Source organism: Streptomyces sp. NPDC048248, assembly GCF_043201875.1.
In the GTDB taxonomy this organism is placed as follows: Bacteria; Actinomycetota; Actinomycetes; order Streptomycetales; family Streptomycetaceae; genus Streptomyces.
In genome coordinates, this window is record NZ_JBICZL010000001.1 from 620,462 (window position 1) to 635,409 (window position 14,948).

17 protein-coding genes are annotated in these 14,948 nt (G+C 69.2%); 11 read left to right on the forward strand and 6 right to left on the reverse strand.

Features of this window, described 5'->3' with window-relative positions:
* Positions 1-42: 42 nt before the first annotated feature.
* Genes ACGFZW_RS02985 through ACGFZW_RS02995 form a run of 3 tightly spaced genes read left to right on the forward strand, consistent with a single transcriptional unit; the run spans position 43 to position 2,470 of the window.
* Complete coding sequence (locus ACGFZW_RS02985; RefSeq protein WP_393891202.1) at positions 43-855, forward strand: alpha/beta fold hydrolase; 813 nt, start codon at positions 43-45, stop codon at positions 853-855.
* Complete coding sequence (locus tag ACGFZW_RS02990; RefSeq protein WP_393891203.1) at positions 855-2,108, forward strand: PP2C family protein-serine/threonine phosphatase; 1,254 nt, start codon at positions 855-857, stop codon at positions 2,106-2,108. The genes ACGFZW_RS02985 and ACGFZW_RS02990 overlap by 1 nt, the downstream gene beginning before the upstream one ends.
* A complete protein-coding gene (locus ACGFZW_RS02995) occupies positions 2,105-2,470 on the forward strand; it encodes an STAS domain-containing protein (protein WP_393891204.1) in 366 nt (121 codons plus the stop codon). Before ACGFZW_RS02990 ends, ACGFZW_RS02995 begins: the two co-directional genes overlap by 4 nt.
* Positions 2,471-2,573: 103 nt before the next feature.
* On the opposite strand, the gene ACGFZW_RS03000 is transcribed toward ACGFZW_RS02995, so the two are convergent.
* From ACGFZW_RS03000 to ACGFZW_RS03015, 4 genes are all read right to left on the reverse strand, one after another.
* Positions 2,574-3,455 carry a SigB/SigF/SigG family RNA polymerase sigma factor gene (locus ACGFZW_RS03000; RefSeq protein ID WP_393891205.1) on the reverse strand — a complete coding sequence of 294 codons (882 nt, stop codon included), beginning with the start codon at positions 3,453-3,455 and terminating at the stop codon, positions 2,574-2,576.
* Positions 3,456-3,631: 176 nt separating this feature from the next.
* Positions 3,632-3,892 (reverse strand): HPr family phosphocarrier protein, encoded by a 261-nt coding sequence (locus ACGFZW_RS03005; protein ID WP_393891206.1) that lies wholly within the window; start codon positions 3,890-3,892, stop codon positions 3,632-3,634.
* Between the two features lie 320 nt (positions 3,893-4,212).
* Entirely contained in the window at positions 4,213-4,758 is a 546-nt protein-coding gene (locus tag ACGFZW_RS03010; protein WP_393891207.1) for a hypothetical protein, read from the reverse strand.
* Between the two features lie 88 nt (positions 4,759-4,846).
* Positions 4,847-5,569: a ribonuclease H gene (locus tag ACGFZW_RS03015; protein ID WP_393891208.1), complete on the reverse strand. Its 723-nt coding sequence runs from the start codon at positions 5,567-5,569 to the stop codon at positions 4,847-4,849.
* 99 nt (positions 5,570-5,668) lie between these two features.
* Between ACGFZW_RS03015 and ACGFZW_RS03020 the strand changes: the two genes are divergently transcribed.
* From ACGFZW_RS03020 to ACGFZW_RS03040, 5 genes are all read left to right on the forward strand, one after another.
* Positions 5,669-6,130 (forward strand): GNAT family N-acetyltransferase, encoded by a 462-nt coding sequence (locus ACGFZW_RS03020; protein ID WP_393891209.1) that lies wholly within the window; start codon positions 5,669-5,671, stop codon positions 6,128-6,130.
* Between the two features lie 236 nt (positions 6,131-6,366).
* Positions 6,367-6,786, forward strand: coding sequence for a PPOX class F420-dependent oxidoreductase (locus ACGFZW_RS03025; RefSeq protein ID WP_393891210.1), 420 nt, complete (start codon positions 6,367-6,369; stop codon positions 6,784-6,786).
* A 297-nt stretch (positions 6,787-7,083) separates the two neighbouring features.
* Positions 7,084-8,898: a TIGR03767 family metallophosphoesterase gene (locus ACGFZW_RS03030; protein WP_393891211.1), complete on the forward strand. Its 1,815-nt coding sequence runs from the start codon at positions 7,084-7,086 to the stop codon at positions 8,896-8,898.
* Between the two features lie 205 nt (positions 8,899-9,103).
* The gene (locus ACGFZW_RS03035; RefSeq protein ID WP_393891212.1) at positions 9,104-9,679 is read left to right on the forward strand and encodes a dihydrofolate reductase family protein; all 576 of its coding nucleotides are present in this window, start codon (positions 9,104-9,106) and stop codon (positions 9,677-9,679) included.
* Positions 9,680-9,754: 75 nt separating this feature from the next.
* Positions 9,755-10,495, forward strand: a complete 741-nt coding sequence (locus tag ACGFZW_RS03040) for an SDR family oxidoreductase (RefSeq protein WP_393891213.1) — start codon at positions 9,755-9,757, stop codon at positions 10,493-10,495.
* A 32-nt stretch (positions 10,496-10,527) separates the two neighbouring features.
* Here ACGFZW_RS03040 and ACGFZW_RS03045 read toward each other — a convergent pair whose 3' ends face one another.
* Positions 10,528-11,469, reverse strand: a complete 942-nt coding sequence (locus ACGFZW_RS03045; protein ID WP_393891214.1) for a DUF5996 family protein — start codon at positions 11,467-11,469, stop codon at positions 10,528-10,530.
* A gap of 55 nt (positions 11,470-11,524) precedes the next feature.
* Positions 11,525-12,382, reverse strand: coding sequence for a GNAT family N-acetyltransferase (locus ACGFZW_RS03050; RefSeq protein WP_393891215.1), 858 nt, complete (start codon positions 12,380-12,382; stop codon positions 11,525-11,527).
* Positions 12,383-12,623: 241 nt separating this feature from the next.
* Between ACGFZW_RS03050 and ACGFZW_RS03055 the strand changes: the two genes are divergently transcribed.
* The 3 genes from ACGFZW_RS03055 to ACGFZW_RS03065 all read left to right on the forward strand — a co-directional run bounded on the left by ACGFZW_RS03055 (position 12,624) and on the right by ACGFZW_RS03065 (position 14,870).
* Positions 12,624-13,106: an SRPBCC family protein gene (locus ACGFZW_RS03055; protein WP_393891216.1), complete on the forward strand. Its 483-nt coding sequence runs from the start codon at positions 12,624-12,626 to the stop codon at positions 13,104-13,106.
* Between the two features lie 247 nt (positions 13,107-13,353).
* Positions 13,354-14,271 carry a 4Fe-4S domain-containing protein gene (locus ACGFZW_RS03060; protein WP_393891217.1) on the forward strand — a complete coding sequence of 306 codons (918 nt, stop codon included), beginning with the start codon at positions 13,354-13,356 and terminating at the stop codon, positions 14,269-14,271.
* Between the two features lie 140 nt (positions 14,272-14,411).
* Positions 14,412-14,870 carry an SRPBCC family protein gene (locus ACGFZW_RS03065; protein WP_393891218.1) on the forward strand — a complete coding sequence of 153 codons (459 nt, stop codon included), beginning with the start codon at positions 14,412-14,414 and terminating at the stop codon, positions 14,868-14,870.
* Positions 14,871-14,948: the final 78 nt, after the last annotated feature.

The window sequence follows — 14,948 nt, forward strand, 5'->3', positions numbered from 1 at the left end:
GCCATTCCCATCGGACAATCGCGCAGAAGGAAACGGGTCACGATGAGCAGCAGCACCGTTCGCGGCAGGAACCACGTCGTGGAGATCGGACCCGAGGACGGGCCCGTGGTGATGCTCGCGCACGGCTTCGGATGCGATCAGAACATGTGGCGTCTGGTGGCCCCGGAGCTCGCCAAGCGGTTCCGGGTGGTCCTGTTCGATCACGTCGGCTCCGGCAACTCGGACCTCTCGGCCTGGCACGAGGAACGCTACTCCTCCCTGGACGGCTACGCGGACGACGTCCTGGAGATCTGCCGCGAGCTGGAGCTACGCGAGGTGACCCTCGTCGGGCACTCGGTGAGCGCCATGATCGGTGTGCTGGCGGCCAACCGTGAACCGGACCGGTTCGCCAAGCTGGTGCTGCTCACCCCGTCCCCCTGCTACATCGACGACGACGGATACCGCGGCGGCTTCAGCCGCGAGGACATCGACGAGCTACTGGAATCCCTGGACAGCAACTACCTCGGCTGGTCGGCCGCGATGGCACCGGTGATCATGGGCAACCCCGAGCGCCCCGAGCTCGGGGAGGAGTTGACGAACAGCTTCTGCGCCACCGACCCCCACATCGCCCGTGTCTTCGCCCACACCACCTTCCTGTCCGACAACCGGGCCGACCTGGCCAAGGTCACCGTCCCCACCCTGATCCTGGAGTGCGCGGACGACGCGATCGCGCCCCCCGAGGTCGGCGCGTACGTCCACGCGGAGATCCCCGGCAGCCAGCTGCTCACCCTGGCCGCCACAGGGCACTGCCCCCAGCTCAGCGCACCGGAAGTCACCAGCGCCGCCATCGCATCCTTCGCGACGGCACCCCGGTGATGTGCCGCACCGGCCAGGCATCCGACCCTCCCGAGCCCAGCGTGGAGAAAGGCCGGCGGGACGCGGCGTTCTCCTCAATGCTGGAGGACAGCGCCGAGGACCTCTACGAGAACGCCCCGTGCGGCTACCTGTCCACGCTGCTGGACGGAAAGATCGCGAAGGTCAACAGCACGCTGCTGACCTGGCTCGGCCGCTCCCGCGAGGAGTTGATCGGCCACCGCAGCTTCGCGGACCTGCTGACCGTCGGCGGCAGGCTCTACCACGAGACGCACTTCGCGCCACTCCTGCGGATGCAGGGCGAGATCAACGGGATCGCCCTGGAGCTCAAGGCCGCCGATGGCACCCGGCTGCCGGTACTGGTGTCCTCCACCCTCAAGACAGGCGCCGACGGCCAGCCCCTGCTGGTCCGCACCACGATCACCGACGCCCGCGACCGACGCGCCTACGAGACGGAACTCCTGCGCGCCCGGCAGGAATCCGACCGCGAGCGCGAACGCCTCCAGCGCGTGGTCGCCACGCTCCAGCGCAGCCTGCTGCCGCCGTCGCTGCCCCGCGTGCCCGGGCTCCTGGCCTCCGCTCACTACCACACCGCCTCCCCCGACCACCTCGGCGGTGACTTCTACGACCTCTTTCCCTTGGGCGACGGCAGCTGGGGCTTCTTCCTCGGTGATGTGTGCGGCAAGGGACCGGCCGCAGCGGCTGTCACGTCGCTGACCCGCTACACCCTGCGCGCCGCCGCGATCCACGACCGCGACCCCGTGGCCGTGCTGAACACACTGAACACGGCGCTGCACGAGAACTACGCCGGGGACGACCCGCGCTACTGCACGGTCATCTTCGGCGTGCTCTCCCCTCACGGCGACGGCTTCGCCGTGACTTTCGGCAGCGGTGGCCATCCACCGCTGCTGCACCTGCGCGCCGATGGGACGGCCGACTATCTGCCCACCCCCGGCGGGGTGCTCGTGGGCGCCCTGCCGCAGGCCCCTTTCGCCACCGCGAGCACTCTGCTCGCACCGGGCGACACCCTCCTGCTGTATACAGATGGGCTGACCGAAGCGCGCACCGGGGCAGGGGCGGAGCGCTACGGGGACGAAGCGTTGCACGCCTTCGCGAACGAACTGGCCCCCGCCGGAGCCGAGGCGACCACCGCCGCCGTCGCCGCCCTGCTGGAGAGCTTCGGCGGGGGACTGGACGACGACACCGCCGTTCTCGCGCTGGGTGTGCCGGAAGCGACGACCGAAGAGATGGAATGAGCGCACTGACCGTCACCGCCCGCGAGACCGCAACCGGCCCGGTGCTGGAGGTCGCCGGTGGACTGGACTACGACACCGCTCCCCATCTCCGCGCCGCCCTTCAGCGCGTCGCCCTGTCCCCCGGGCACCTGCTGGTGCTGGACCTGGCCGACTGCGCGTTCTGCGACTCCAGCGGTGTCAGCGCCTTCCTCGCGGCCCGCAACAGGGCGCTCGCCTGTGACGCCGGCATCGCGCTCGCGGGCGTTCCAGCGGCCATCGCCCGCACGCTCCGCACCGTCGGCCTCGACCAGGTCTTCTCGTGCCACCACGACGCCGAGGCAGCCGCTGCTGTCTGGGCGTCACAGACCCAGGGGGCCGTCTGAGCCTCAGCTCTCGCGCTCCGGCCGACGCGATGCCGACGGCTCGCCCCGGCGCCAGGGCAACGGTCACAGCCCGGCAGGAAACCGCCACGGTACGGCGGGAGACTCACTCGGTGGTGAGCATCGCGGAGCGCAGCTGATCGAGGCAGCGGGCCAGCAGGCGGGAGACGTGCATCTGGGAGATGCCCATCGCCTTCCCGATCTGGGCCTGGGTCATCTCCTGGCCGAAGCGCAGTTCCAGGAGCCGGCGTTCGCGTTCTTCAAGGCGGTCGAAGTAGGGCTTGAGCGCGTACAGGTCCTCGAAAAGGCTCATGTCCTTGTCGCACTCCCCCATCAGATCCGCGACGGGCGCCTCGTTGCCGCCCTTGTCATCGATGGGCGCGTCGATGGAGGCGGCGTTGTAGCCGTTGGCTGCGACCTGCCCCTCGGCGACTTCTTCCGCGGTGATGCCCAGGTGCTCGGCGAGTTCGGCGGTCTTGGGCTCCCGGCCCAGGTCGTTGACCAGCTTCTCCGTCGCGCGGGCGAGGTCGACGCGCAGCTCCTGGAGCCTTCGGGGCACCCGCACGTCCCAGGTGGTGTCGCGGAAGAACCGCTTCATCTCACCGGTGATGTACGGGATGGCCAGCGTGGTGAACTCCACCTCGCGGGACAGGTCGTAGCGGTCGATGGCCTTGATCAGACCGATCGTGCCGACCTGCATGAGATCTTCCATCTCCTCGCCGCGGCTGCGGAAGCGCCGGGCCGCGAACCGCACAAGCGACAGGTTGATCTCGATGAGGGTGTTGCGCGCGTACTGGTACTCATGCGTCCCCTCCTCCAGTGTCTCCAGCCGCTGGAAGAACAGCTGCGTCAGGTCGCGGGCGTCGCTCGGCGCGACGCTCTGCGGGTCCTCGACGACGGGGAGCGGGGCGCCCGCGGCAGGAGGCGCGGCAGGGGTGGTCTCCGTGCCCTGCACGATGTCAGCTGCCGTTGCGGTGGTCGCGCCCATGTCCTTCTCCTACTCGCGCCGATGAAGCCCTTGCTGAAGGAGCGCCTGCCCCGCGATCTTCGTGGCATGCACACGAATGTGACGTCGTCTGTGTGCGTCGTCGCAGGTCGAGGGCACGGGCGCGGGCGGGGAGTGGGCAGGACCGTCCGGGGAGAGAGCGCGGACGGCGCCGCCCGTTACGGAACGACGGACTCGATGAGCTGCGCGAGCGCCTCGACGGCATCCTGTTCGTCCACACCGTCGGCGACGATGAGGATCTCCTTGCCGTGGTCCATCTCCAGCCGCTGGAGATGGAACAGGCTCTTGGCGCTGGCTACCCTGCCGTCGACCACGAACGTGATGTCGGCGGAGTACGCCTTGGCCTCCTGCACGATCCGCGACGCGGGCCGCACCGAAAGGCCCTGGAGCGAGACCACGGTTGCGGTGGTCCGAGCCATGCGTTGCCTCCTGATGTCCGTACGGCCCGGCTCGACATGGTGCCGCGCCCGGATCCTCCAACGTACCCCGGAAAACTCCGGCGACGTGGAAGGCCGGTCCACGTCCGGTGCGAGGGCTCCGACCGATGCCGTGGCGGTACGTGATCGGGTTCGGCCCCGCAACAGCCGCCACGCCCACCACAGGAGCATTGTGGGCCTCCCGCAGGGTTCATGGTGTGAAGTGCTCAGGCGTCGCCGGTGTGCTGCGCGGTCTTACTCTTCTCAGGCCGCCCCCCTACGCAGCACACCGGCGGCCTTCTCGCCCCGGCCTCCCGGGACGCTCAGTTCACTTCCCGAGAGCTCCAGCCCGTGAGGGCCAGGACCTCGCGCCCGATGTCGACCACGCTCCGCCCGTCGGTCACCACCCGCACGGAGTCCGCAGGCGCCTGCTCGTCCAGGAGCCGCGCCTTGGACGCGCTGGTCTTCAACTCCTGTTCCAGCTCCGAGCCGATTTCCCGACCCGCCAGGCGCTCGCCGGCGGTGGCATCGGAGGCCGTGAGCAGGACCCGAACGATCCGCACTTCACGCCCCATCGCACGCTCGAACATGTCTTGCGCTTGAGGCATCACGCTCAAGGTGTGGGTGTAGATCAGCCTGCGGCAGCCGAGTTGTGTGAAGTTCGCCCAGACCGCGGTCAGATTGCGCTCGGCGATCTGTGTACGGCGCGGATCGCCTTCCGGGGCCGGATGTATGTGGGCCATGAAGTCGCCCTCGATGACGGCGTGTTGGACGTCCGCGGCGCGCAACTGCGCCGAGACCTCCCACCCCACCGTCGTCTTGCCGACACCTGCTCGCCCCGCCAGGAGCAGGACCTCCGCACGCTCCATGGAGGCAGCGTGCCAGGTCGTCCGTGCCGGATGCGAACGGGTATCGGGTTGCCGGGCATGGCCCGCCGAAGCGCAGGGCGGTAGGGCGTCAGCCGGTCGCGCCGGTGCGGCAGTCGGGGTGGCCCCATCCGTCGGGATTCTTCGCGATCTGCTCGCCGGCCGCGTACGAGCGCCCGCACCGGCAGCGGCCGGGGAACTTGGCCTTAAGGGTCCGCGTCGAAGTCACGGACCTGGGCTTCGACGCGGCTGAGGCCTTCGCCGCCGCCCCGGTGGCCCGGCGCCGATTGCCACCGGACCGGACGACGTCGGGCGCCTGCGGAGGAGCCGGCGAGTCATACGCGCTTCCGGCCGGCTCCTGGGTGATCGCCGCGTGGCTGGCGGCGCGGTCGGCGAAGTCGTTGAGGGGGTCGCCGTTCACCTGGTGCGCGGGGACATACCGGAACTCGACGGAGCGTCCCGCCAGCAGGGCGTCGATGCTCATGACCAGTTCCTGGTTGGCGACGGGCTTGCCCGCGGCCGTCTTCCAGCCCTTGCGCTTCCAGCCGGGCAGCCAGGTCGTGACGGCCTTCATCGCGTACTGGGAGTCCATCCGGATCTCCATCGGGACGTCCGGGTCGACAGCCGAGAGCAGACGCTCCAGCGCGGTGAGTTCCGCGACGTTGTTCGTCGCCGTGCCCAGTGGGCCGGATTCCCATCGGGTGGGAGCCTCCGCACTGTCGGCGATGACCCAGGCCCAGCCCGCGGGCCCAGGATTTCCCTTCGACGCCCCGTCACACGCGGCGATAACGCGTTCAACCATGCCTGCGATCATGCCAGGGCGCAGACCCGGTCGGCACCGCCCCTCCCCTCCCCCCTTCCGCCCTCTTCTGTGGGGCCCGCGTTGTCAGTGCCGGGTGCCAGACTTGCGGACATGGGCGATGAGGTGCAGTTGCGGGCTGTCGAGCAGACCGACCTTGAAACGTTCTTCGCGCAGGAGCACGACCCCGAGGCGGTGCGGCGATCGCTCTTCGCTCCCCGGGATCGCGAGGTGTTCATGAACCACTGGGCCAGGAACATCCTCGGGGACCCCGCCGTCTTCGTGCGGACGGCGGTGGTGAACGGCGATCCGGCCGGCCATGTGGTGGCCTGGTGGGAGGCGGACCGGCGCTTCGTCGGCTACTGGTTCGGCCGGCAGTACTGGGGGCGCGGCCTGGGCACTCGCATACTGACGCTCTTCCTGCGGGAGGAGCGAACCAGACCGTTGCACGCCGATCCCTTCGCCGGAAACACCGGCTCGGTGCGGCTGTTGGAGCGACTCGGTTTCCGGCGCTCCCAGACGGTGCGGCACGGCGAGAACGCCCACATCATGCTGGTGCTCGACGCGGACACCTGATCACGACGAAGGGAAGACGGGCCGGGGCCCGGGTCCGGTGTGACGCACTTCCCCGGATCCGGTGGCTGCCGTCGCCCACCGAGCCGACCGCGATGTTTCAGCGCGCCCCGTCCGGAGCACGCGAGTCGACTCGCGGTCCTCCCCGGCAGAGAGCCGTCGAGCCGGGTATGGACGATCATGTGAACGTCCCGATCGGGACGAACAGGGACGTACTGACGTATCGAGGAGGGTTCTCCATGTCGAAGCCACCGCTCCCGGAAGCGGCCGTCGCCATGCTGGCCAAGGCCAATCCGTCCGTCATCTCCACTCTGCGGTCGGACGGACAGCCGGTCTCCACCGCCACCTGGTACCTCTGGGACAACGGCCGGATCCTGGTCAACATGGACGAGGGCCGTAAGCGCCTGGAGCATGTGCGCAAGGACCCCCGGGTGACGCTCACCGTGCTCGATGAGGGCAACTGGTACACACACATCAGCATCATCGGCCGTGTCGCCGAGGTGCGCGAGGACGAGGGCCTGGCGGACATCGACCGGCTGGCCCAGCACTATCTCGGCAAGCCGTATCCGCAGCGGGACCGCCGCCGCTTCAGTGCCTGGATCGAGATCGACCGCTGGCATGGCTGGGGCACCCTGAAGGACAACAGCCAGGCAGGCTGACGGCGGCCTGACGACGGTACGGCTGACCGCCTGCGGTGGGGCCACGGGGACGGCCCCAGGCGTGGACTCTGGCCGGGCGCCCGGCCGGGCTCCCACACCGTCGGTCCGGCGTCGGGAGGCGCCGAACGCGACCGGGTCGGCCGCCCCGTGTCGGACCATGCCGACGGGCGATGGGTGTGGGGCGTTCCGGCATCGTTCACCTTCGGGCCACGCGCACCGAGCAAGCTTTCGGAGTGAGATGTTCCGCTTGGTGACACCGCTGTGGCCGGGTCCGTCGGCCACAGCACGGAGGGCCTCATGGCCGGTAGCGAAACCACCACCAACCGCCGTCAATTCCTTCTCACCTCCGGCGCCGCAGTGGCAGCGACCGGCGCCGCACTGGCACTCCCGGACCAGCGCGGCAACTCCCCCGCCCCGAGCACCGGGCCCGCACAGGCCCACGCCGGCCCCTCGCCGTCGCGGCCTCGCATCAGTCGGGCAGCCCCGTACGGCCTCACGACGCTGGAGACGGCGGCGCGGCTCACCGGCAGCGGCGGCTACCGTCGCCTCGACTCCGGCCCGGGCTGGCCGCTGGTCGTCCGCTCCGAACTCGCCGCGCCCGGAGCCGGTCGCCAGGACCGGCGGACGGCCCTGGCATGCTTCGTGCAATTCACCGACCTGCATGTGGCCGACGTACAGAGCCCCTTGCGAAGCGAGTTCCTGCGTGCGCGCAGCCCGGCCTCATGGCGCGCCCACGAGGCGTTGACCGTGGCCGGCGTGGTTTCGCTGGTGGAGCAGGTCAACGCGCTGGGCGGTGGGCCGCACACCGACCGCCCGCCTGCCTTCGTCATGTCGACGGGCGACAACATCGACAACCACTCCATGGTGGAGCTGGAGTGGTTCCTCACGCTCATGAGCGGCGGCCGGATCATCCCCGACACCGGTGACCCGACGTCGTTCGAAGGCGTCCAGAATTCGGGTCTCCCGCTCTACTGGCATCCGGACGACACGCTGCGCGACCAGGACAAGAAGCGCGGTCTGCCACGAATACCCGGCTTCCTCGAAGCCGCCGTGCGGCCGGTCATCAGCCCCGGTCTGCGCCTCCCCTGGTACTCCACACCGGGAAACCACGACGATCTGCCGGGCGGCTGCATGGCGCCGGAGGATCCGGTGCTGCGGGACTACATCACCGGGGCGCGCAAGCTGTTCTCGGTACCGGATGCCGACGTGGCCGCCTTCGACCGTGCGGTGTACACGGGCGACGACCCCAAGAGCACCGTCCTCAAGGACATCCTGCTCCGCAACGCTGCCCGCGCGCGGACCGTCACCCCTGATGACCGCCGCCGCATGGTGACCCCGCACGAGTACCTGCGTGCGCATCTGGATCCGGCCGTGGCGGGGGTGGGGCCCGTCGGGCACGGCTACACAGAGGATCACCTGAACGGCGACCGGATGTACTACTCCTTCGCCGTGGCGGAGGGCGTCATCGGCATCAGCATCGACACCACCTACCGCAGCGGCCACTACGAAGGATCGCTCGGCACCGAGCAACTGCGCTGGCTGGAAAGGACGTTGAGCGCGCACAGCTCACTTCACCACGACGCGGACGGCCGACTCGTACGCAATGCCGCGGCCGACGACGCGCACATCCTGATATTCAGCCACCACCACAGTCCGAGCATGACGCGGCGCCCCGACGCGGCACGTACCGAGGAGGAGCGTCACGACGGCGAGGAGGTCATCGCGCTGCTGAGCCGGTTCCCCAACGTGGTCGCGTGGATCAATGGCCACAGCCACGTCAACCGCATCACGCCGCACGCCCATCCGACCCCCGCCCGCTCCTTCTGGGAGGTCAACACCGCCTCCCACCTGGACCATCCGCAGCACGCGCGACTCATCGAGCTGGTCGACAATCACGACGGGACGCTGTCCCTGTTCACCACTCTCGTCGAGTCCGCCGCCCCGCACCGCACCCGGTTCGACGATCTGTCGGCCGTCGGCCTCGCTTCCCTCTACCGCGAGGTGGCGTACAACGCACCCGGCCTGGCCGCCGGGACAGCCGCAGGGGTCGATCAGGTACGGGTGGGCGTCGCGGCGGACCGCAACACCGAACTCCTCATCCGCCGCGCCTGACACGCGCCCGCCCAAGCCGGCCAGCGCGCAGCTCAGCCTCCGTTCCGCCACGGCCGTACGGACGAAGCGCGGCCGCCGCATGCCCTTTCAGCGGGATCCGCGCGAGACCGCGGTGTACCGTCTCGCCGCAGACCGGGCCGCGAGCAACGCACGCCTCGGTCGATGAGCCCCACGTCCGTCCCTGATGACTCAGCCGAGGACCCCGATGCGAAAAGTCATCCTGATGATGCAGCTCTCCCTCGACGGCTACTTCGAGGGGCCTCAACGCCAGATCGACTGGCACATGGTCGACGACGAACTGCACGGGCACATGAACGAAGAGCTCAGGACCATGGGCGCCTTTCTCAGCGGACGCGTCACCTACGAGCTCATGGCGGACTTCTGGCCGACCGCCGACAGTGATCCCGAAAGCACCCCGCTCATGGCGGAATTCGCCGGCATCTGGCGGGACATGCCCAAGGTGGTGTACTCGCGGTCGCTGGAGCGGGCCGACTGGAACACCACCATCGTGCGCGACGTCGTCGTCGAGGACGTCCTGGAACTCAAGGCGCAGCCGGGTGGGGACCTGGCTCTCGGCGGCGCCGATCTCGCCGCGGCCTTCATGCGGCACGATCTGGTCGACGAGTACCGCATCTACGTCCATCCCGTCCTGATCGGGCGCGGCAGGCCGCTCTTCCGGGAGTCGGACGTCACGGTCCCCCTCCACCTCGCCGAAACCAGGCCCTTCGGCAACGGCGTGGTCCTGCTGCGCTACCAGCGCCCGGAGACCTCCTCGGCGTGATCCGGTGAGCGCCCTGGCCCGTCGGCGGATGCGATCATCCGTGTGAGCGCGATCCCACCGTCGCAGGAGGCACACATGTCCCGTCCGGTCACCGTCGTCACCGGTGGCAGCCGAGGCATCGGCGCAGCGACGTGCCTTCGGCTGGCGGCCGACGGGCACGATCTGGCGTTGGGGTACGTCAGCAACGCAGCGGCCGCCGAGGATGTCGCGGGTGCTGTGCGTGCGGCGGGGGCGCGCTGCGCCACGGTGCGGGTGGACACGTCCGACGAGGTGGATGTGGAGCGGCTGTTCGACACCGCGGGGGCGGAACTCGGGCAGGTCACCGGACTGGTCAACAACGCGGGAGTGACCGGCCCGCTCGGCAGGCTCGCCGACGCCCGGACCGACGACCTGCGGCGCGTCGTCGAGGTGAACCTCCTCGGCTACCTGTTGTGCTGTCGGCGAGCCGCCCGGGACATGACGGCGCTCGGCTCGGGCGCCATCGTCAACATCTCCTCCGCGTCCGCCACTCTCGGCGGCCCTGGCGACTACGTCCACTACGCCGCCACCAAGGCAGCCACGGACGCCCTGACCGTCGGCCTCTCCAAAGAGCTCGGCCCGCAGGGCATCCGGGTCAACGCCGTTGCTCCGGGCCTCATCGAAACCGATATGCATGCCGCGATGGGCGATCCCGACCGGCCGGCCAGAGCCGCCGGTGAGATCCCCCTGCGGCGGCCCGGCGCTCCCGCCGAGGTCGCCGCAGCCGTCGCCTGGCTGCTCTCGCCGGACGCTTCCTACACCACCGGTACGGTCCTGCGGGTCGCCGGCGGGCGCTGAGCCGGCGCGGCGCAGCCGGGCGGCCGCGCCCTTCAGCCCGGCGGCCGGAGGTGCGGGTCGGTCCTGCCGCCGGGGCAGGCGAAATCGGCGACATCCCAGCCTGCGGCCGTGGCTCCGGCCTGGTACGCACTCTCGTAGAAGGCCAGCACCGCGGCACATGGATCGCTCTCGGCGCGAGCGGTGTCGTACGGCAGCACAGCGAGGTGGCTGTCGTTGCGCGCGACCCATTGCGCCGACGCGGGGCTGAGCGGCCGGTCGGTCAGGGCCGCGGGTTCCGGGGCTGTGTACGAATAGAAGGCCGGCGCGGCGAACGTGCTGTCACCGAACCAGAAGCCGAAGCTGATCAGCTCCCGGGAATAGGCTTCCCGCGTCACCGGGTCGATCTGCGACGGCTGCTCGACCCGACGGCCGGAGAACCGGCTGTGGGCGATGTCGAAGGTGTGCCAGAAGTGATGTACCGGGCTGGCCTTTCCTGAGAAGTCTGCGGCGAATTCCTCGAGCAGCAGCGCCACTTGGCTGAGAACCCGCCAATAGCGATGGGCATGAGCGGGATCGTACGCCGCATGCTCGTGATCCTCGGCGAATGGCCGGCTGCCGTCGGGCAGGTCGAACGGTCGGGGAACGGCGATATCCACCTGAACGCCCAGCGCGGCCAGTGCGTTCAGCGTTTTTGCCTCGAACGACGCAACGGACTCCCCCAGCAGCGGAAAGGAGACCGCTCTGCCGTCCAATGTCGTGAGGAGCAGTTGATGGTCGACGAAGTCGAAGTCGATGGTGAAGGCCGGATTGCCGTCGACCAGTCCCATAGGGCGTGTGGTGATGCCCCGGCCGGTGAGATGGAACGGTACGTTCCACCAGTGGTTGCGCCGGGGACTCGCGGCGAGTCGGATCTTGCCGACGATCTGCGCGAACCTGTGCAGCGTTTCCTTGGTGTCCTGCCACTCCGCGAGCGGCATGGGCGGGAACAGCTCCATTGCGTTCCCCTTCCTGCTTCGCACATATTCCCGGGCCGGGCTGTTCCACGGGGCTTCAATAGAGAATGGAGGGCAGATACGCCCCGGCGGGTTCGTTGTAGAGCCCGATGGTCATCACGCTCATGAGCTGCTGCACCTTGAGCCCGCTGTGGAGGCACCACTGGAGCAGGGCGCTGTCGCTCGCGGGGACGAGGATGCCGGGGCCCCCGAAAGCCGGCGCCGCGGCAATGAGCGCTCTGACGTCCTCGGTGGTCTCGCCGACCGTATGGCCGAAATAGGCCATCTCGGTGGTGTAACCGGTGATACGGCCGTCGTGCTCGGTGACACGGGCCGTACCTGCCTTGAGCGCGTCGGCGAGCTCTCCACCACGATCGACACCGTGGACACTCCGGCAGACCTCATTGCAGGCGGTCAGGTCCGCATCCTGCGCAGGCCGCGTCACGTACCCCGGAACCGTCCCTCCGATCGGTGGCCCCTGCAGGCAGGCGGCGGTCTCCCGGAACTCGAACCCGAGATCGGCATAGAGCGCGAACGACCGCGTGTGGTAGCCACTCTGCAGCAGCCGGATGCCGGGGACTTGCCGCTCCGCGGCTCGTTGCATGACGTCCTGCATGAGCATGCGTCCGATTCCGGCGTTCTGAACTGCGGGATCCACGGTGATCGGCCCGACGCCTGCGATGGGGGACCGCTCGTCGAGGAAATTGGTACCCACGACCCGGCCATCGAGTTCCGCTACGACGTCGTAGAAGTCGGGGTGCCGCAAGAGCGTGTCGAACAGTCCCGCACCGACCTCGGCCGCCGGGATATCCGCGGGGAACCCGTGAGCGGCGGCGATCCCGGAGAACGCTTCGAAGCAGATCCTGCCGCCTTCCGCGGCGTCCTCGGGCCTTCCCCGGCGCAGTACGACGTTCATGCGTGCCCCCTTCCCGGCGCACATCGTGCTTCGCCCTTCGCCACTGCCCCTCCTTCCATCGAACGCGCCCGTCGGGCCCCCGGCAACCGGGCCGCGCGCCGGACGCTCCTTGGCAATGCGCGAAGCCCGGACGGTCCGCGGTGAGCCGCGTACCACGAGAGAGAGGCATCCGGTATGCCGCATATCTGAGATGCTGGAAGCGCGCCCACTCCTTCGCCGAGACAGGGGTAGGGAGGACGGCATGGCCCCTCGCAAGAGCAACGAGAAGCGACTCACGGGCTCGGTGAGCGGCTTCGTCGACGCGCCGGCCGACGATGTATTCGCGCTGGTCACCGACATCGAGCGGCTTCCGGAGTGGAACGACGCCGTTGCGCGCGTGATCGAACGGCCGGCGAGACTCGTGCCGCCCGCCGAGTGGGTCGTCACGATGAAGCCGGTCGGCTGGCCTGCCTGGCCGAGCCGGTCCTGGGTGGAGGAGTTCGATCCGCGTCGCCGCGTCTTCCGGCACGGCTCGCAGTCCGATGACGGCAATCCCTCGTACGCCGAGTGGCGATGGCAGGTGGACGAGGAAGCGGGCGGCTCGCGCGTCACCATCAGCTGGGTACTCCACCCGGAGACTTTCTGGCGGAAACATCTCGCGGCCCCCCTCCGGCAGCGACGCCTCTCGCAAACGGAGGTGCCGGGCTCCCTCGCCGCGCTGGCACGGTACTTCGCTACTCGGTGAGGACATCCAGGAGTGGCGATTCTTGGCATGTCCAAGCCATAAATATCCATCGCTGCCGAGGCCGCGAGAGAGGCAACCGTCCACAGACACAAGAGTCGGCCCCTCTTCCACTTCTGCGAGCTCGCGCGATATCCCTCTTTACAGCCCTACGGGCCCTATGGGTTCTACGAGTTCCGCGAGCCCCGCGCCATGCAATTCCCACGGAGCCCCACCACCAGTAGCTGCCGCACGAGAGGTGAGTAGTCCCTTGAGCAACGCGCACACCGCCCGCCCCGCATCGGCCGAAGGGGCCGTCGAAAACGGCTGGTCCGTGGACGATCGCTGCACGAACTGCGACGTCGCCAGGCAATTGGCGCCGGACCTGATCATCGAGACCGGGGGTCGGTCCGAAGTGGTCCGCCAGCCGCGCGGCGACGCGGAAACGCGTCAGTTGAACGCAGCCGCGTTCGCCTGCCACACCCGCTCCATCCGCCACAGCTCTGAACGGCTGGATCCCGCGGCCGACCCCTACCCCCTCCCTCTCGACGACGGCGTCCTCCTCTGCGGGCACAACTCCCCGCACACCGCGGCCGCCAACTCCTACCTCCTGCGTCGACCCTCAGGGACGGTGATGATGGTCGATACGCCGCGCTGGAGCTTGGCCTTGGCCGACCGGTACGGGGCGCTCGGCCGCGTCACCGACGTCCTGCTCACCCACCGGGACCACGCGGCGCACGGCCGTCGGTACGCGGACCACTTCGGCGCCCGGTTGTGGATCCACGAGGGCGACCTGGACGCCGCGCCCGACGCCGATCGCGTCCTGCGCGGCACCCGGGCGGCCGACATCGACGAGGGAGTGCGCGCGTACCCGCTGCCAGGTCACACGCGGGGAAGCGTGCTCTATGTCGCCGACGAGAGGCACTGCTTCAGCGGTGACAGCTTTTACTGGTCCCGCACGACGGGCGACATCGAGGTGGCGGAGAACGTCACCTGGTACTCCATCCGGGAGTTGGCCGCTTCACTGGCACGCACCGCGGGCCTGCTCCGCTTCGAGTGGCTGCTGCCCGGGCACGGCGATCGCAAGCACCTCCCCGCTGAGGAAATGGCGCAGCGCATGCGGCAGTTGACGGATCGCACGCGCGAGCTGGAGCCGCAGCCGGTCGACTTCACCGCGATGCGCTGGTGAGCACTCGCCCCCTTCGACCGAAAACGCCAAGGCGGCACGGTTGTAACGAGGCGGTCTTCGGGTACCCGCTGCACACGTGCGGAGATCCGCACGTGTGAGGACCCGCCGAGCGCGGCAGTCACCCCGAAGGAGGCGCAGTAATGAGCAAGGTGAAGGAGTCGGTGGAGGTCGAGGTCCCCGTTCACACCGCCTACAACCAGTGGACGCAGTTCGAGGAGTTCCCGAACTTCATGGAGGGCGTCGAGCGGATCACGCAGATCGACGACCGCCACAATCGCTGGAGCACCAAGATCGGTGGTGTCCGGCGCGAGTTCGACACGGAGATCGTCGACCAGCTTCCGGACGAGCGCATCGCCTGGCGCAGCACGGGCGGCGACACCAAGCAGAAGGGTGTCGTCAGCTTTCAGCGCCTGGACGAGCGGCACACCCGGGTGGAACTCGTGATGGACGTGGAGCCCAGTGGAGCCGCGGAGAAGACCGCTGACGCGACGGGCCTGATCGACCGGCGGGTGAAGGGCGACATGCGTCGCTTCAAGGACTACATCGAGCGTCGCGGGGGCGAAACCGGAGCCTGGCGCGGTCGTATCAAGCCCGGATGACCCGTTGCGGCTGTCGGCTCGCCAGGACTGCAACAGCGCACTTGGCCTGAGCGGCAGCCAAGAGACGACCGATGGCCC

Bases quoted from the DNA above. Each gene is read 5' to 3' on its own strand.
- ACGFZW_RS02985 (WP_393891202.1), top strand. From the start codon at position 43: ATGAGCAGCAGCACCGTTCGCGGCAGGAACCACGTCGTGGAGATCGGA.
- ACGFZW_RS02990 (WP_393891203.1), top strand. From the start codon at position 855: ATGTGCCGCACCGGCCAGGCATCCGACCCTCCCGAGCCCAGCGTGGAG.
- ACGFZW_RS02995 (WP_393891204.1), top strand. From the start codon at position 2,105: ATGAGCGCACTGACCGTCACCGCCCGCGAGACCGCAACCGGCCCGGTG.
- ACGFZW_RS03000 (WP_393891205.1), bottom strand. From the start codon at position 3,455: ATGGGCGCGACCACCGCAACGGCAGCTGACATCGTGCAGGGCACGGAG.
- ACGFZW_RS03005 (WP_393891206.1), bottom strand. From the start codon at position 3,892: ATGGCTCGGACCACCGCAACCGTGGTCTCGCTCCAGGGCCTTTCGGTG.
- ACGFZW_RS03010 (WP_393891207.1), bottom strand. From the start codon at position 4,758: ATGGAGCGTGCGGAGGTCCTGCTCCTGGCGGGGCGAGCAGGTGTCGGC.
- ACGFZW_RS03015 (WP_393891208.1), bottom strand. From the start codon at position 5,569: ATGATCGCAGGCATGGTTGAACGCGTTATCGCCGCGTGTGACGGGGCG.
- ACGFZW_RS03020 (WP_393891209.1), top strand. From the start codon at position 5,669: ATGGGCGATGAGGTGCAGTTGCGGGCTGTCGAGCAGACCGACCTTGAA.
- ACGFZW_RS03025 (WP_393891210.1), top strand. From the start codon at position 6,367: ATGTCGAAGCCACCGCTCCCGGAAGCGGCCGTCGCCATGCTGGCCAAG.
- ACGFZW_RS03030 (WP_393891211.1), top strand. From the start codon at position 7,084: ATGGCCGGTAGCGAAACCACCACCAACCGCCGTCAATTCCTTCTCACC.
- ACGFZW_RS03035 (WP_393891212.1), top strand. From the start codon at position 9,104: ATGCGAAAAGTCATCCTGATGATGCAGCTCTCCCTCGACGGCTACTTC.
- ACGFZW_RS03040 (WP_393891213.1), top strand. From the start codon at position 9,755: ATGTCCCGTCCGGTCACCGTCGTCACCGGTGGCAGCCGAGGCATCGGC.
- ACGFZW_RS03045 (WP_393891214.1), bottom strand. From the start codon at position 11,469: ATGGAGCTGTTCCCGCCCATGCCGCTCGCGGAGTGGCAGGACACCAAG.
- ACGFZW_RS03050 (WP_393891215.1), bottom strand. From the start codon at position 12,382: ATGAACGTCGTACTGCGCCGGGGAAGGCCCGAGGACGCCGCGGAAGGC.
- ACGFZW_RS03055 (WP_393891216.1), top strand. From the start codon at position 12,624: ATGGCCCCTCGCAAGAGCAACGAGAAGCGACTCACGGGCTCGGTGAGC.
- ACGFZW_RS03065 (WP_393891218.1), top strand. From the start codon at position 14,412: ATGAGCAAGGTGAAGGAGTCGGTGGAGGTCGAGGTCCCCGTTCACACC.